This is a genomic window from Flavobacterium oreochromis (genome assembly GCF_019565455.1).
GTDB lineage: Bacteria > Bacteroidota > Bacteroidia > Flavobacteriales > Flavobacteriaceae > Flavobacterium > Flavobacterium oreochromis.
Genome location: NZ_CP067377.1, coordinates 3396283 through 3411559 on the forward strand (window position 1 = coordinate 3396283; position 15277 = coordinate 3411559).

General features: G+C 28.5%; 15 protein-coding genes and 3 pseudogenes. All 18 read left to right on the top strand.

Going from position 1 to position 15277, the window contains the following annotated elements; genetic code table 11:
* Positions 1-131 precede the first annotated feature (131 nt).
* The gene (locus JJC03_RS19340) at positions 132-413 is read left to right on the top strand and encodes a hypothetical protein (RefSeq protein WP_374226273.1); all 282 of its coding nucleotides are present in this window, start codon (positions 132-134) and stop codon (positions 411-413) included.
* A complete protein-coding gene (locus JJC03_RS16385) occupies positions 367-951 on the top strand; it encodes a glycosyltransferase (RefSeq protein WP_235873715.1) in 585 nt (194 codons plus the stop codon). The genes JJC03_RS19340 and JJC03_RS16385 overlap by 47 nt, the downstream gene beginning before the upstream one ends.
* Positions 952-966: 15 nt before the next feature.
* Positions 967-2052, top strand: coding sequence for a DegT/DnrJ/EryC1/StrS family aminotransferase (locus tag JJC03_RS16390; protein WP_088444367.1), 1086 nt, complete (start codon positions 967-969; stop codon positions 2050-2052).
* Positions 2046-2141, top strand: coding sequence for a PglD-related sugar-binding protein (locus JJC03_RS18420; RefSeq protein ID WP_258932007.1), 96 nt, complete (start codon positions 2046-2048; stop codon positions 2139-2141). Before JJC03_RS16390 ends, JJC03_RS18420 begins: the two co-directional genes overlap by 7 nt.
* 38 nt (positions 2142-2179) lie before the next feature.
* Entirely contained in the window at positions 2180-2692 is a 513-nt protein-coding gene (locus JJC03_RS16395) for an LbetaH domain-containing protein (RefSeq protein WP_258932643.1), read from the top strand.
* 4 nt (positions 2693-2696) lie between these two features.
* On the top strand, positions 2697-3263 hold the full coding sequence (locus JJC03_RS16400) for an L-threonylcarbamoyladenylate synthase (protein WP_088444365.1): 567 nt from the start codon (positions 2697-2699) through the stop codon (positions 3261-3263).
* Positions 3264-3328: 65 nt separating this feature from the next.
* Complete coding sequence (locus JJC03_RS16405) at positions 3329-4747, top strand: CCA tRNA nucleotidyltransferase (RefSeq protein ID WP_235873716.1); 1419 nt, start codon at positions 3329-3331, stop codon at positions 4745-4747.
* An 80-nt stretch (positions 4748-4827) separates the two neighbouring features.
* A complete protein-coding gene (locus tag JJC03_RS16410) occupies positions 4828-5844 on the top strand; it encodes a COX15/CtaA family protein (protein WP_088399014.1) in 1017 nt (338 codons plus the stop codon).
* 332 nt (positions 5845-6176) lie between these two features.
* Positions 6177-6861 (top strand): annotated as a pseudogene (locus tag JJC03_RS16415) (cell division ATP-binding protein FtsE).
* Between the two features lies 1 nt (position 6862).
* Positions 6863-7042, top strand: a complete 180-nt coding sequence (locus tag JJC03_RS16420; protein WP_235873717.1) for a hypothetical protein — start codon at positions 6863-6865, stop codon at positions 7040-7042.
* Between the two features lie 32 nt (positions 7043-7074).
* A complete protein-coding gene (locus tag JJC03_RS16425; RefSeq protein ID WP_235873718.1) occupies positions 7075-8076 on the top strand; it encodes a hypothetical protein in 1002 nt (333 codons plus the stop codon).
* A gap of 191 nt (positions 8077-8267) precedes the next feature.
* Entirely contained in the window at positions 8268-8705 is a 438-nt protein-coding gene (locus JJC03_RS16430) for a hypothetical protein (RefSeq protein WP_235873719.1), read from the top strand.
* Positions 8706-8773: 68 nt separating this feature from the next.
* Positions 8774-10137 (top strand): annotated as a pseudogene (gene hemN, locus JJC03_RS16435) (oxygen-independent coproporphyrinogen III oxidase).
* Between the two features lie 111 nt (positions 10138-10248).
* Positions 10249-10905: a hypothetical protein gene (locus JJC03_RS16440; protein WP_235873720.1), complete on the top strand. Its 657-nt coding sequence runs from the start codon at positions 10249-10251 to the stop codon at positions 10903-10905.
* A gap of 142 nt (positions 10906-11047) precedes the next feature.
* A pseudogene (locus tag JJC03_RS16445) lies at positions 11048-12057 on the top strand (DHH family phosphoesterase).
* Entirely contained in the window at positions 12054-12650 is a 597-nt protein-coding gene (gene gldI, locus JJC03_RS16450) for a gliding motility-associated peptidyl-prolyl isomerase GldI (protein ID WP_088398962.1), read from the top strand. Before JJC03_RS16445 ends, gldI begins: the two are co-directional and overlap by 4 nt.
* Positions 12651-12668: 18 nt before the next feature.
* Entirely contained in the window at positions 12669-13790 is a 1122-nt protein-coding gene (locus tag JJC03_RS16455; protein WP_235873721.1) for a peptidylprolyl isomerase, read from the top strand.
* Positions 13791-14092: 302 nt separating this feature from the next.
* Complete coding sequence (locus JJC03_RS16460) at positions 14093-15001, top strand: AraC family transcriptional regulator (protein WP_235873722.1); 909 nt, start codon at positions 14093-14095, stop codon at positions 14999-15001.
* The last annotated feature ends 276 nt before the right edge of the window (positions 15002-15277 follow it).

A 15277-nucleotide genomic window follows, 5' to 3' on the forward strand; every position in this document is an offset into this window, starting at 1 on the left:
TTCATTGATTGCTATAGTGTTGAATATAATAATTTTTTATTTTTACCTAATTTTTTTAATTCTTTTTACTAAAAAGAAGCATAAAAAAATTTAAAAAAAAATTAAAAAATGAGGCAAAGCATATTGATTTAATACATGCTCAAAGTTTATTTAATGCTGGTATAAATGCTTATCACTATCAACAGAAAACTAATATCCCTTACATAATAACAGAACATGATCAAATTACTTTACTAAACAAAACAAAATTAGACCTAAAATACGGAATAAAAGCATTTGAAAATTCAAAAGAAATTTTAGTTGTAAGTTCAGATAAAATAAGACAATTTGCTACAAATAATTTTTTTAGAGATACTTTTTTAATAGTTGGAAATTCTATCGATTCAAAAAATATTTTTTCAGAAAGAAATTAAAACTAATGATAAAAATTTTGTTATTACTACCGTAGGTGCATATTCGCTGCAAAAAGATCATAAAACTTTATTTAATGCTTTAAAAATATTAGACAAGCATAAATATAATCAAAAAATTATATTCAAATGGATCGGATTCAATGGATGGGGTGTAGAAATGAATGAATACGTTAACAACTTAATAAAAGAATATAACTTAAAAAACATTCAAATTGAATTATTCCCTTTACTTGGAAGAAATGAATTAGCGAATCTGTTACAACATTCTGATTTATTTGTATTTTCAAGTTTAGTAGAAGGGATGCCAGTTTCAGTCCTAGAGGCATTAGCATGTGGGATACCTGTTGTTACGACACAATGTGGTGGAGTTGAAGAAATAATAAATGATGAAAATGGTATATTAGTACAAGTTAAAGATTATGTCAATTTAGCTAAATCTATTGATAAATGTATAAAAAAGAGATTATTTTTGATAATAAAAAAATATCAAAAAATATTCTTGATAGATTTGAAAATAAAGCCTTTGCAAATAATTTAAAGAAAATTTATTCTGATGTCATCAAAAACAATTAATGTTACCAAAACCTTCTTACCAGAACAAGAAGAATACATAAAATACCTTAATCGTGCTTGGGAAAAAGTGTGGCTAACAAATAGAGGTGAATTAACACTTGAGTTAGAAGAAAAGTTAAAAATATATTTAGGAGTTCACAATATTATTATAACTAATAATGGTACTATTCCTATTCAAATTGCATTAAAGATATTAGGTAATAATGGAGAAATAATCACTACTCCTTTTTCATATGTAGCAACAACATCATCAATACTTTGGGAAAATTGCAAACCAGTTTTCGTAGATATTCATCCTGAATATTTAACTATTGATGAAACTAAAATTGAGGATGCTATTACTCCAAATACGACGGCTATTCTTGCTACTCATGTTTTTGGCAACCCCTGTGCCGTGAATGAAATTGAAAGTATTGCAAAAAAACATAATCTTCATGTTATATATGATGCGGCTCATTCTTTTGGGGTAACGTATGAAAATCAGTCAATTTTTAACTTTGGTGATGTGAGTACTTGTAGTTTTCATGCTACAAAAATTTTTCACACAGGCGAAGGTGGTGCCATGATTTGCAACAATGATGAGTTAAACCACAAACTTTTTTATAGCCATAATTTTGGTCACAACGGCCCTTTAGATTTTCATGGTTTAGGAATTAACGCTAAAATTTCAGAACTGCAATCAGCAATGGGCTTAGCAGTATTTGATTCTATTGATCACATTTTTGAAGAACGAAAAAAAGTTGTTAAGTTTTATAATTCTCATTTAAATTTAGAAAAAATACAAGTTCTTAAAATCCGCGAAAATACTAATTGGAATTATAGTTATTATCCTGTTATTTTTAACTCAGAAAATACTCTATTAAAAGTTCAACAAGAATTAAGTAAACACAATGTAATACCTAGACGATATTTTTATCCATCATTAAATAAAATAAATTATATAAATGGTAAAGAAATGCCTGTTTCAGAATCTATTGCAGCCTGTGTTTTATGCCTACCACTATACGTAGGCTTACAAGAAAATGAGTTAAAATTAATCACATCAATCATCAATTCCATATGCTAATTATAGGTGCTAGAGGTTTTGCTAAAGAGGTTTTAGAAATTATTCATCAATCTAATAACCTTCAAAATGTAGCTTTTTTGACAATATAAATCCTGAAGTAATAGGCAATTTATATGAAGTTTTTCCTATTCTAAAATCTTTTGAAGAAGCAAAAGTATTTTTTGAAACAAAAACAAATAAATTTACCATTGGAATTGGTAATCCCATTCTAAGAAAAAAAACCTTCGAAGCATTTACTGAATTAGGAGGACAATTTACCTCTACTATAAGTCCAAAATCTTCAATTGGGAATTTTGGAAATACTATTGAAGATGGATGTAATATTATGACTGGTACAGTTATAACAAATGATGTGACAATAAAAAAAGGGAGCCTAATAAATTTAAATTGCACGATAGGTCATGACACTATAATTCAAGAATATGTTGAAATTTGTCCTGGTGTGAATATTTCTGGAAATTGTAACATTGGTTCCTATACGTTTATAGGTACAAATAGCACTATACTCCCCAAAATAACAATTGGCTCTAATGTAATTATTGCAGCTGGATCTGTTGTTACAAAGGATATCCCTGATAATTGCATGGTTGCAGGTATCCCCGCAGTGATTAAAAAAGAAATAGCACCTTTAGAATTTTAAAATTATGGACATCAACACTGAAGTACACAATGCTTTTGAAGTCATTAAAAATGGAGGTATCATCCTATACCCTACCGATACCGTATGGGGAATAGGTTGTGATGCTACTAATCCCGAAGCTATTAAAAAAATTTATACTCTCAAACAACGAGAAGAAAGTAAGAGTATGATTGTTTTAGTAAATGGGGATCGTATGATACACAACATATTTAACAATATACCTGAAGTAGCTTGGCAAATTATGGATTTATCCGAAAAACCCACAACTTTAGTTCTAGATAACCCTAGAAATATAGCACCAAACATCATAGCAGAAGATAAAACCTTGGCCATGCGTGTGGTAAAAGAAGCTTTTTGTTTTAAATTAATGGAACGAATGAAAAAACCATTAGTTTCAACCTCTGCTAATATATCTAATCACCCTACTCCCTTTTCTTTCAAAGAAATTAACCCCGAAATTATTAAAGGTGTAGACTATGTAGTAAATTTGCAACACGAAAAGATTTGCAATAAACCCTCTACCATCATTAAAATAACGAATGATAGTCAGGTAAAAATTATTCGTAAATAATTTATTCCAAATCTAAAGTTTAAAGAATTGTAAAAACTTTGAACTACATTTTTAAACACATATTAATGAATTATAAAAAACATTTAGATCACAAAATATTTGAAATTGTATCAGAAGCCGCTCAGTTACTAAACCTTGAATGTTATGTAATTGGTGGTTTTGTGCGAGATATTCTACTAAACCGTGACCATAAAAAAGACATCGACATAGTGGCTGTAGGTAGCGGTATTGATTTAGCCATAAAAGTATCCGAATTAATTCCACATAATCCGAAAGTACAAGTTTTTAAGAACTATGGCACGGCTATGCTTCGTTTTGAAGATATCGATATCGAATTTGTTGGTGCTCGTAAAGAGAGTTACAATTTTGATAGTCGTAAACCAGTTGTTGAAAACGGAACTTTAAGAGATGATCAAGAACGAAGGGATTTTACTATAAATGCTTTAGCTTTTTCTTTAAACACAGATAATTTTGGAGATCTCATAGATCCTTTTGAAGGTGTTACAGATTTAAACAAAAAAATCATACGTACTCCATTAGATCCTGATATAACTTACAGTGATGATCCTTTAAGAATGATGCGAGCTATTCGTTTTGCTTCACAACTAAACTTTGAAATTGAATTAGAATCCATAGAATCAATAAAAAGAAATAAAGATCGTATACACATCATTTCAGGAGAAAGAATTGTAGATGAATTAAATAAAATTTTACTCTCTACTAAGCCTTCTCTAGGTTTTTTATTACTACACCAAACAGGACTGTTGGAAATTATTTTACCTGAATTAACAGCTTTAAATAACGTAGAGGAACTAGAAGGTCATACACATAAAAATAATTTTTATCACTCATTAGAGGTACTAGACAATATTTGTCCTAACACAGAAGATTTATGGTTAAGATGGTCTGCTTTATTACATGATATAGGAAAGGCACCAACTAAAAAATTTCATAAAAAGCAAGGATGGACTTTTCATGGCCATGAATTTTTAGGAGGCAAAATGGTAAAAAACATTTTTATCCGTTTGCATATGCCTCTAAATCATAAAATGAAATTTGTACAAAAAATGGTTCAAATGAGTTCACGTCCTATTGTTTTAGCACAAGATATTGTAACAGATAGTGCGGTTAGAAGACTTGTTTTTGACGCAGGTGAAGATGTTGAAAATCTCATGACTTTATGCGAGGCAGATATAACTACTAAAAACCCAAAAAAATTTCAAAAATACCATAACAATTTCAAAATTGTTCGTGAAAAAATAATAGAAGTAGAAGAACGTGATCGCGTACGAGTTTTTCAACCTCCTATCACAGGAGAAGAAATTATGGAAATTTTCGATCTAAAACCTTCAAAAGAAATTGGTACATTAAAAGAAGCTGTAAAAGAAGCCATTTTAGAAGGTATAATCACTAATGAATACGAACCCGCTTTAGCTTTCGTTTTAGAAAAAGCGGAAAAAATGGGACTAAAAAGAATTAAATAATCTTTACGTAAAATGATACATGATTTAAATCATACGTTTTGATAATTTTTTTTAATGATTTTGTATTTAAAAAAGATAAAATGAAATTTATAAAAATAGCAAAAACGGCACTTATTTTAGTATATCTGGTTGTAATAGCTGGTGCTTTAGTTAGAATGACTGGATCCGGCATGGGATGTCCAGACTGGCCAAAATGTTTTGGTTATTACATTCCTCCAACAAATATCCAGGAATTAACTTGGACTGAAAATAGATTATTTAAAAAAGGACAAGTTATAATTAAAGATAAACAATTACTTGTAGCCAAAGAAGATTGCATTACTGGCAAAAATTTTGATTCCAAACAATGGAATAAATATACTAAACATGACTACGCTAAATTTAACCCTATTCATACTTGGGTTGAATATATCAATAGACTTTTTGGCGCATTATCAGGCTTTGCTTGTTTATTTATGGCTTTTTATTCTTTTAATTACTGGAACAAAAGCAGACTAATTCCTGTTTTATCATTGCTTGTTGTTTTTATGATGGGCTTTCAAGCTTGGCTTGGAGCTACCGTAGTATATTCTGTATTAAATCCCGTTAAAATAACTTTGCATATGGTAATGGCTTTAATTATCATAGCCTTCATCATTTACATAATTACTCTAGCTGATGCAAAATCTTACTCAAAGAAATCAGATCTTACATTCCGAAATCTAATGTGGATCACTATTATCATGACATTTATACAAGTCATTTTAGGTACTCAAGTTAGACAATTCATAGACGAACAAGTCAAATCAGGAATCGAAAATCCAACCTTATGGCTATCTAACCCAGAAGTAACGTTCTATATCCATAGAAGTTTTTCTATTTTAGTCTTAGTAACTAATCTTTTTTTATTCTTGAGAAATAGAAAACTAAGTCTTGGCTTTAAAGAAATGAATTGGGTATTACTATTATTAGTTCTTGAAATTCTTTCAGGAATTTTTATATACTATATGAATTTCCCTTTTGGTTCACAAACAATACATCTTTTATTAGCATCTATACTTTTTGGAATTCAATTTTACATATTACTCCAACTCAAACAAAAGAATATACCCAATTAACTTAATAGAAAGAGGGTCTCCTAAAAGGCTGTAACTTTGCCCATTTTAACCTAAGAAAGAAATCACATAATAACTCATTAGACTCCTCTTTCTTTCAGAGTGACAAATGGTACGTTTATTTTTTAGTTTTAGGACACCTTCTTTATTATTTGTTTAAAAATAACAGATATACAAACTAACTTTACCTAATAATTAAAAACTTAATACCTCTTACTTATAATCATATTATAAGATTCTTTTTGATAATAAATATCAAAAAGACAACATATTCTAAAAATTATTTTGAATACGAGACTTAAGTTATTATTTTTACCAAACTAAACATATATTTCATGTCACACACTATATTATCACTCCAAAATGTAACTATCTATCAAGAAGGAAATAAAATTCTATCAGATATCAACCTAAATGTTATTCCGGGAAGAGTTTATTTATATTATAGGTAAAACTGGCTCTGGAAAAAGTAGTTTAATGAAAACACTTTATGCTGACTTACCCCTTACACAAGGTGAAGGTACTATAGTAGATTATGATTTACATGGGCTTGTAGACAACGATATTCCTTTTTTAAGACGAAAAATTGGAATTGTATTTCAAGATTTCAAACTACTTCCTGACAGAAGTATACATGCTAATTTATATTTTGTCCTAAAAGCTACTGGTTGGACAGATGAATTAGACATGAGAGCAAAAATTGATGAAGTTTTAGAAAAAGTAGGTCTTATAAATTTAGCAAATAAAATGCCTCATCAATTATCAGGAGGAGAACAACAACGCGTAGCTATTGCTCGTGCATTATTAAACGATCCTGATTTAATATTAGCAGATGAACCAACAGGTAACTTAGATCCTCAAACTAGTATGGAAGTTATGGAAGTTCTTCGTAAAATTAATCAAAATGGAAAAACAATTTTAATGGCTACACACGATTATGCGCTATTAATGAAATACCCTTCTAAAACATTAAAATGTGAAGATGGAGCTATTTTTGAAGTAGTACAAAAAACCGCCTAAAATGATTAAACATATTTTCCTGTTATCACTTTTCTTATTTCCTTATCTATCAAAAGCCCAAGAAGAAAAGACATTCAATATCCGATATCAAAATTATTTAAAAGGTGATATTCATTTTATTGCTAATACTGTTATCGGGAAAAAATCGGGAAAAATGCTAATGAAGCCTATAATAAAGTAAATTCTAGTGCAAAATTAAATGATGAAATTACTATGTCTTATATAGACATAGATGAAGATTCTCAAACTTTTTCATCTAGTTCAGCTACATTAGAACCTATTCATTCAAATGATAAAATTATTTTTGCGGGACTATATTGGTCTGCCACATTGCCTAATAGAGACAAATCAACACAACCTATCTCCGAAATATTAATTAAAACACCACAGTCTGAAAAGTATTTTACAATAAATGGAGATATTATATATGATGCAAAAGAACATGATAAGCACAATACAAATAGTCCTTACCTATGCTTTTCAGAAATAACTAACGAGGTTAAAAAAAATCCTTGGGGAACTTATACTATAGCGAATATTCAAGCTTCTCAAGAAAAAATAGAAGGAGGAAGTGCTGCTGGTTGGGTTCTTTATATTGTTTATGAATCTGATTTAGAACCCTATCATCAAATCAGTTTATATGATGGCTTTTCATATATCTATAATAAACCCGTTGAAATCCATTTTAAAGACTTTATTACACCAAAAACAGGAAAAATTATACCAAAACTTACCGTAGCAGCATTAGAAGGAGACTTAAATATCGAAGGAGATAATTTAAGAATAAATACCTCTAATACTAATAAATGGTCATATATTGGGAATTCTATACGAAACGGACAAAACATATTTAATAGTAAAATCACTTATTATGATACTGATTTTCAAAAAAGAACACCCGCTTCTTTAAATACTTTAGGATATGACGTTTTTTTAGATAAAATACAAACAAAGGAACTTTCTTTTAGTAATATTGATCAAGTTAATTTAAAAATAAGTTCTTTAGGTGATAAATTTTATGTAACGAATATAGGTTTTAGTATTGAAGTAAGTGAAGAATTTGCTAGAAAAAACCCCCCCTTTTCATCTACTACAAATTCAACTATAAAGACAAAACTAGAAATAGCAGAAACAATAAATAGAATTCCAGTTGATACAACTTCTCCAAAAAAAACTATAATTGAAAAAAAACAAATACGATTAATCAATCAATAGCTACAATACATAACCGAAAACCAAAAGAAATAAAAACTTATTTATTTAATTCTAACGTAGCTCCTGAAGGTTATTATATAATTGCCAATGCTTATCAAAATATAAATTATGCTAATGATTTTGCAAACAAAATAAACAACAAAAAAATTAAACCCTTTATCTTTAAAAATCCAGATAATCAGTTACATTATTTGACTTTAAATCATTATAAATCACAAATAGAAGCAGAAAAAGCCTATTATAACAATATAAACAATACGTATTTTCAAGAATATTGGATTGCTAAAATTCAACATATCAATAATCCCCTATCAAGTTCTTACAAAAATACAAATAGGATTGAAAAAGAAATTGCAACTATAAAAATCAACAATTCTAATTCTACTTTAAAAAAAGGTTATTATTTAGTTTCTAATGTGTTTGAAATTCGAACAAATGCTTCAAAATACATAGACTTATTAAAAAAAAGAGGCTTTACCCCTTCTTATTTTATTAATCCAAAAAACCAATATTATTATACTTATCTTGATTATTATACTGATTTAGAAAAAATAAAAATTGATTATTTTTCTAATTATAACAATCGTTTTTTTGATGAATATTGGATTATGGAAGTTACAATAGAATAATAAAACTGACAAATATCATTTTAGATCCCTTTACTGTAGACTACCTTTGATTATGTAAATCATTAGGTATGTCAACATCATTAATACAGAAATACAACGTTCCTGGTCCTCGATACACTAGTTATCCTACTGTACCCTATTGGGAAGATCAGGAATTTACTGTTAAAGAATGGACAAAAACAGTATTAAAATCATTTCAAGAAAGTAATCAAAAAGAAGGTATAAGCTTATATATTCACCTTCCTTTTTGTGAAAGCCTTTGTACTTTTTGTGGTTGCCACAAACGTATTACTAAACGTCATGAAGTAGAAAAGCCTTATATAGAAGCTGTATTAAAAGAATGGAGTTTATATTGTAATCTCTTTGCAGAAACGCCAATTATAAAAGAAATTCACTTAGGAGGAGGTACTCCTACCTTCTTCTCTAATGAAAACCTTACATTTCTTATTAATGGAATTTTGTCAAAAGCAAAAATAGCTCCAGATCATGAATTCAGCTTTGAAGGACATCCTAATAATACAACTCGAGCACATTTACAAACTCTTTATGATTTAGGATTTCGTAGAGTAAGTTTTGGTGTTCAGGATTATAGTGAACAAGTTCAAAAAGCAATTAATAGAATACAACCTTTTCAAAATGTAGCAAAAGTTACTTTATGGGCAAGAGAAATAGGATATACCTCTATATCACATGACCTAGTTTTTGGTCTTCCTTTTCAAGGAGTTGAAAATATAGTAGACACTATTGAAAAAACAAAATCGCTTTTACCTGAACGATTAGCCTTTTATAGTTATGCACATGTTCCTTGGATAAAAGGTAATGGACAACGAGGATTTAATGATGAGGATGTACCTAAGGATGAAGAAAAAAGAACATTATACGAAATAGGAAAACAACTTTTACATAAAAAAGGATATCACGAAATTGGAATGGATCATTTTGCTCGAAAAAAGATTCACTCTATGTCGCTTCACAAGAAGGAAAACTGCATCGTAACTTTATGGGATATACAGCTTCTAAAACTCAATTAATGATTGGACTAGGAATTTCTTCCATTAGTGACAGTTGGTATAGTTTTGCTCAAAATGAAAAAACAATTGAAGAATATTATACCGCTTTATCAAATAATGAACTACCTATTTGTAAAGGTCATATACTATCAAAAGAAGATTTAATCATTCGTAAGCATATACTAAATATAATGTGTCAATTTACCACTTCATGGGATACAAACCATTTATTTCTAAAAGATATCCCTTCTATTCTTGACCAATTAAAAGAAATGGAATTAGACGGATTAGTTATTCTTCAACCCAATGCAATAACTGTAACTGAAAAAGGGAAACCTTTTGTCCGTAACATTTGCATGGCATTTGATTTAAGATTAAAAAGAAAAACACCGCAAAGACAATTATTTTCTATGACTATTTAAATTCAATTAACCAAAATTTTATCTATTAAATATTTCTACATTTAATTTATAATTTTAAAAATTATAATAACCAAAATAAATTTAAATTTGTCATTATTATATATATAAAACATGAAAAAAATAACATTAGGCTTAGGAATTCTTTTATGTATTATAAGCTGCAAAAAAGAAGTTACCACTGAAACTAATAATTCAATTAAAAATGATACACTTGTAAGTGTAGATAGTATAACAAAAAATGAAGAAAACAATGATCAAGCTATAGAAAAAGCAAGTAATACTTATACTTACAAAGCTTTAGATGGTAAGAACTACTCTTTTTATTATACAGAAAAAGAAGGAAAAAGAGTAGTTATAATAACATTAGATGAAAAAGAATTAGTTACATTATCGCAAAAACAAGCATGGGCTAAAGGAGCTATTTACCAAGATAGTAAATATACTCTAGAAAGCAATGGAGATAAAGCGATATTAAAAATAGATGATAAAGATCAAAAACTTGTTTTATTAAGTCCTCTAAATTCAATAGCTATTAACAATCAAGATAAAGATGATCAAATTGAATTAGCATACATCAATACAGAAAAATTACATTTATTACGTATTACTAAATCTGGAAAATCAACTATATACACTCAAGTAGAAGCTTGGTCTAAAGGTGCTAACTATGTAAATGGAACTGATACTATACATTGTCAATCTAATCAAAAACCAACTCTCATTACAATAAAATCTAATGGGAAAGAGACTAATTATTTTGAAAAATAAACTTAAAATCTCTTAAATAAAAGCAGAAGGTTGTATTAAAATTAATACAACCTTCTGCTTTTATAAGATAACTATTTTAAAAAAAACATAAAGACCTATCATCTTTAATATATTTGAATAAAAAAATACTATTTTTGGCATTATGATGAATGCAAATGAAATTATAGCTATAAAAAACTTATTAGCTACCCCAAAAAATATTACGATTATACCTCATCGCAATCCAGATGGTGATGCTATGGGTTCAACTTTAGGATTATGTCATATTTTAAAACAATTAGGACATAAAACCATCGTAATGGCTCCAAATGATTTTCCAAGTTTTTTAGCTTGGTTACCTGGCTCAGAAGAAGTATTAATCTATGAAAAAGAAATTCAACATTGTCAAGAACAACTCAACTTGTCAGATATAATTTTCACACTTGATTTTAACGCCTTACACAGAACAGGTGATTTAATGGAAAGCTTTTTGTTAACACTTAACAAAACCTTTATCATGATTGATCACCATCAATTACCCGATTCTTACGCGCTTTACAAATATTCTGATACATCTATGAGTTCTACCTGCGAAATGGTTTATCATTTTATTCACTTCATGGGATATGACAATTTAATTAATAGTACTGTAGCAACCTGTATTTATACAGGATTAGTAACTGACACAGGATCCTTTAGATTTTCTTCTACAACCAGTACCACACACGAAGTAGCTTCTGATTTAATAAAAAAGGAATTAGAAATGCTGAAATACACAACAACCTTTTTGATACTAGTTCTTATAACAGACTACAATTATTAGGTAAAGCTTTACAAAATATGCAATTAATGCAAGATTATAAAACATCTTATATTACATTAAATCAAGAAGAATTAAATCATTTCTCTCATCAAAAAGGAGATACAGAAGGTTTTGTAAATTATGGACTAAGCATAAAAGGAATAGACTTTACAGCTATTTTCATAGAAAACAAAGAAGAAGGAATTATTAAAATTTCATTCCGTTCTCAAGGAGATTTTGATGTTAATCAATTTGCCCGAAATTATTTTAATGGAGGCGGGCATTTAAATGCAGCAGGAGGTAAATCAACTTTGAGTTTAAAAGAAACTGTAAATCAATTTATAAGTATTGTTAAAGAAATAAGAAAATGAAAACATTAAGAATCATTACATTCATAGTCCTTAGCATGAATTTAGTTACTTGCTGTACTCAAAAACAAGAAGCTAGAAGACCTATATCGCATAAGACAGGGGAATTTATGAAACAATCAATTGATCGCAACAAAAAGTTAAATAAAAACGAAGAAGAAATCATTATCAATATTATAAAAAAAGATACTGCTCACGAATATACTACCTCTAAAAAAGGCTATTGGTACTTTTATAACACTAAAAATACAACAGAGCAACCTAAACCTATTAAAGGTGACATTGCTTTTTTTGACTATGAAATAAAAGATATAAAAGGAAAAATAATTTATACTCAAACTGAGTTAAAACCACAAACCTATAAAGTAGATCAACAAGATTTCATAAAAGGTCTTCAAGATGGAATAAAATTAATGCAAAAAGGTGAAAAAGTGACTTTCTTATTACCATCCCATTTAGCTTTTGGATATCATGGTGACAATAATAAAATAGGAATTAATCAACCTTTAATTTGTACCGTTACACTTAATGACATCAAAAAAGAACAAAATAATAAAACAGTTACTCCATCAGATATAAATAAAAATAATAACTAAAACCAATTATTAACTAAAATGAAAAAAATGATAAGTTTATTTTTAAGTCTTTTTACTTTTTTATTTTCTTTCTCATCTTGCAATTCAAAAGGTGAAAAACAAACAGGAGAAGGATTATTTGCTGAAATAGAAACAAATAAAGGCAAAATTGTAGTACAATTAGAATTTGAAAAAACGCCTATTACTGTAGCTAATTTTGTTTCTTTAGTAGAGGGTAAAAACCCTATGGTGAATACAAAATACGCAGGAAAACCTTTTTATAACGGTCTAAAATTTCATCGTGTAATTCAAGACTTTATGATTCAAGGTGGTGATCCTGATGGAAACGGAAGTGGTGGACCTGGATACAAATTTAAAGATGAAATAGTACCTGATTTAAAACATACAGGCCCTGGAATACTTTCTATGGCTAATGCTGGACCTGGTACAAATGGTAGCCAATTTTTCATCACTCATAAAGCAACTCCATGGTTAGACGGTCGTCATACCGTATTTGGCCATGTTATAACAGGACAAGATATAGTAAATAAAATTGCTCAAGATGATACAATAAACAAAATAACCATCATAAGAAAAGGAACTAATGCTAAAAAATTTGATGCAGCAAAAGTTTTTAAAGAAAGTGTAGATAAACAAATAAAAGCGCAAAAAGAAATAGAAGCTAAACTATTAAAAGTTAAAGCTGACAAAACAGCTTACTTTGCTCAAACAAAAGCAAACGCTAGCAAATCAGATACAGGATTATTATATAACATAATTTCTAAAGGAACTGGTAAAAAACCTGAAACAGGATCTACAGTATATGTGCACTACGCAGGTTATTTTGAAGATGGAACCTTATTTGATACTAGCTATGAAAAAGTAGCAAAAGATTTTGGAAAATTAGATGAACGTAGAGCAGCAGCTAAAGCATATCAACCATTTCCTTTTCAAGCAGGAAAAAAAGAAGGCTTAATACCTGGTTTCTTAGAAGGATTAGAAAAAATGAATATTGGAGACAAAGCTGTTTTATTTATTCCTTCTAACCTAGGTTATGGTGCACAAGGAGCTGGTGGAGTAATTCCGCCTAATACTAATTTAGTTTTTGAGCTAGAGTTATTAGACAAAATGCCTGTTGATACACCTACTACTAATAAATAAAATATACAAATCATTACAGAGGAGGTCCTAAAAGTCTATAATCTTATTATTTCTTTTAAAGTAAGATTTTATATAATACTGATTATAAAACTCTTAGTTTAATATAAATCATAGATTTTACCTTGATTTTTTACTTTTGGGATCCCCTCTTTTAAGTTAAATAAACTAACTTCTATCTTTAAAAAGTAAACTTTCACTCCTCCTAATTTCTTCAAAATAATTCGTTTCATAAAAACTTTAAAAAAAACAACTATCTAATATTTACAAAATCTATTAAAATTAGTTTTTTAAACTTTGTCGTTATGAATAACGAAGACAATCAAAATATCATCAACGAATATCATTTAAACAGGCATCAACCAAACAAACCCCAATTTGCCACTTATGATCTTCACGAATATATCAATAAACATAAAGAACATACCACAAAGCCTCATATTCATAGTTATTATCAAATTATTTGGTTTCAAGAGGGTCAAGGAGAACATTTTGTAGATTTCAAATCACATAAAGTGGTAAATGACACTGTTTTTTTTATTGCTAAAAATCAGGTGCATTATTTTGATGACAATGTTGATTATAAAGGAATTTTACTACATTTCAATGAAGACTTTTTAGTACAAAAAGAAAGTGAAACCGATTTCTTTTTAAAATACAATTTGTTTAACAACCCTTACCAGAATCCTTATTGTACTATTTCAGACCAAACCAATGTTTTACTAAGCGATTATATCCAATTAATACAGAAAGAAGCAGCAGATCAAGAAGATTTTGGTAAAGAAGAAATTTTAAGAGCTTATTTAAAGTCATTTCTTATTCAAATTCAACGTAAAAAAAACATTTGCGAAAAAACACGAAAAGAAACACCTTTTATCCTTGATGATAAACGTGTTCAGTTTATAAAATTCATCAATCTTGTTGACCAAAATTATACCAAAGGGCTTTCTGTTTCTGAATATGCATCCTTGTTAATGATATCATCTAGAACATTATCTGATCTTACACAACAACTAATTAATAAAACGCCTTTACAAATCATTCAAGAACGAATTATACTTGAATCTCAACGTTTATTACTTCACTCAGAACTCAATGTAACCCAAATAGGGTATCGATTAGGTTTTGAAGATCCTTCTTATTTTGTTAAGTTTTTTAAAAAACATGCAAATATGTCCCCTTCTGAGTTTAGAAAATCTATAACAACAAGTTAAACCAAAGGTAACTATTTAGCCAAATAGATTTTTTACGCCACAAATAAATAAACCATTAAGAATTAAGTTTTTTTAAGTTGTTATGTGAAAATTGCGTTGAGCACTACTTAATTTTCTTATAATGTCATTAGCTAAGCACAAAGCTTTTATAGCCTTAATTCTAAATGGTAAAAATCATTAATAGCTATGCTTAAGTTAAGATATTATTTGTTAGATAATTTTCTTAAACCAACTAATAAAAAAATACCTGAATAGTTACAACCAAAGCAACCTTTA

Excerpts from the sequence above, each read along its gene's own strand:
- JJC03_RS16390 (WP_088444367.1), top strand. The coding sequence starts at position 967 with ATGTCATCAAAAACAATTAATGTTACCAAAACCTTCTTACCAGAACAA.
- JJC03_RS18420 (WP_258932007.1), top strand. The coding sequence starts at position 2,046 with ATGCTAATTATAGGTGCTAGAGGTTTTGCTAAAGAGGTTTTAGAAATT.
- JJC03_RS16400 (WP_088444365.1), top strand. The coding sequence starts at position 2,697 with ATGGACATCAACACTGAAGTACACAATGCTTTTGAAGTCATTAAAAAT.
- JJC03_RS16405 (WP_235873716.1), top strand. The coding sequence starts at position 3,329 with ATGAATTATAAAAAACATTTAGATCACAAAATATTTGAAATTGTATCA.
- JJC03_RS16410 (WP_088399014.1), top strand. The coding sequence starts at position 4,828 with ATGAAATTTATAAAAATAGCAAAAACGGCACTTATTTTAGTATATCTG.
- JJC03_RS16420 (WP_235873717.1), top strand. The coding sequence starts at position 6,863 with ATGATTAAACATATTTTCCTGTTATCACTTTTCTTATTTCCTTATCTA.
- JJC03_RS16425 (WP_235873718.1), top strand. The coding sequence starts at position 7,075 with ATGTCTTATATAGACATAGATGAAGATTCTCAAACTTTTTCATCTAGT.
- JJC03_RS16440 (WP_235873720.1), top strand. The coding sequence starts at position 10,249 with ATGAAAAAAATAACATTAGGCTTAGGAATTCTTTTATGTATTATAAGC.
- gldI (WP_088398962.1), top strand. The coding sequence starts at position 12,054 with ATGAAAACATTAAGAATCATTACATTCATAGTCCTTAGCATGAATTTA.
- JJC03_RS16455 (WP_235873721.1), top strand. The coding sequence starts at position 12,669 with ATGAAAAAAATGATAAGTTTATTTTTAAGTCTTTTTACTTTTTTATTT.
- JJC03_RS16460 (WP_235873722.1), top strand. The coding sequence starts at position 14,093 with ATGAATAACGAAGACAATCAAAATATCATCAACGAATATCATTTAAAC.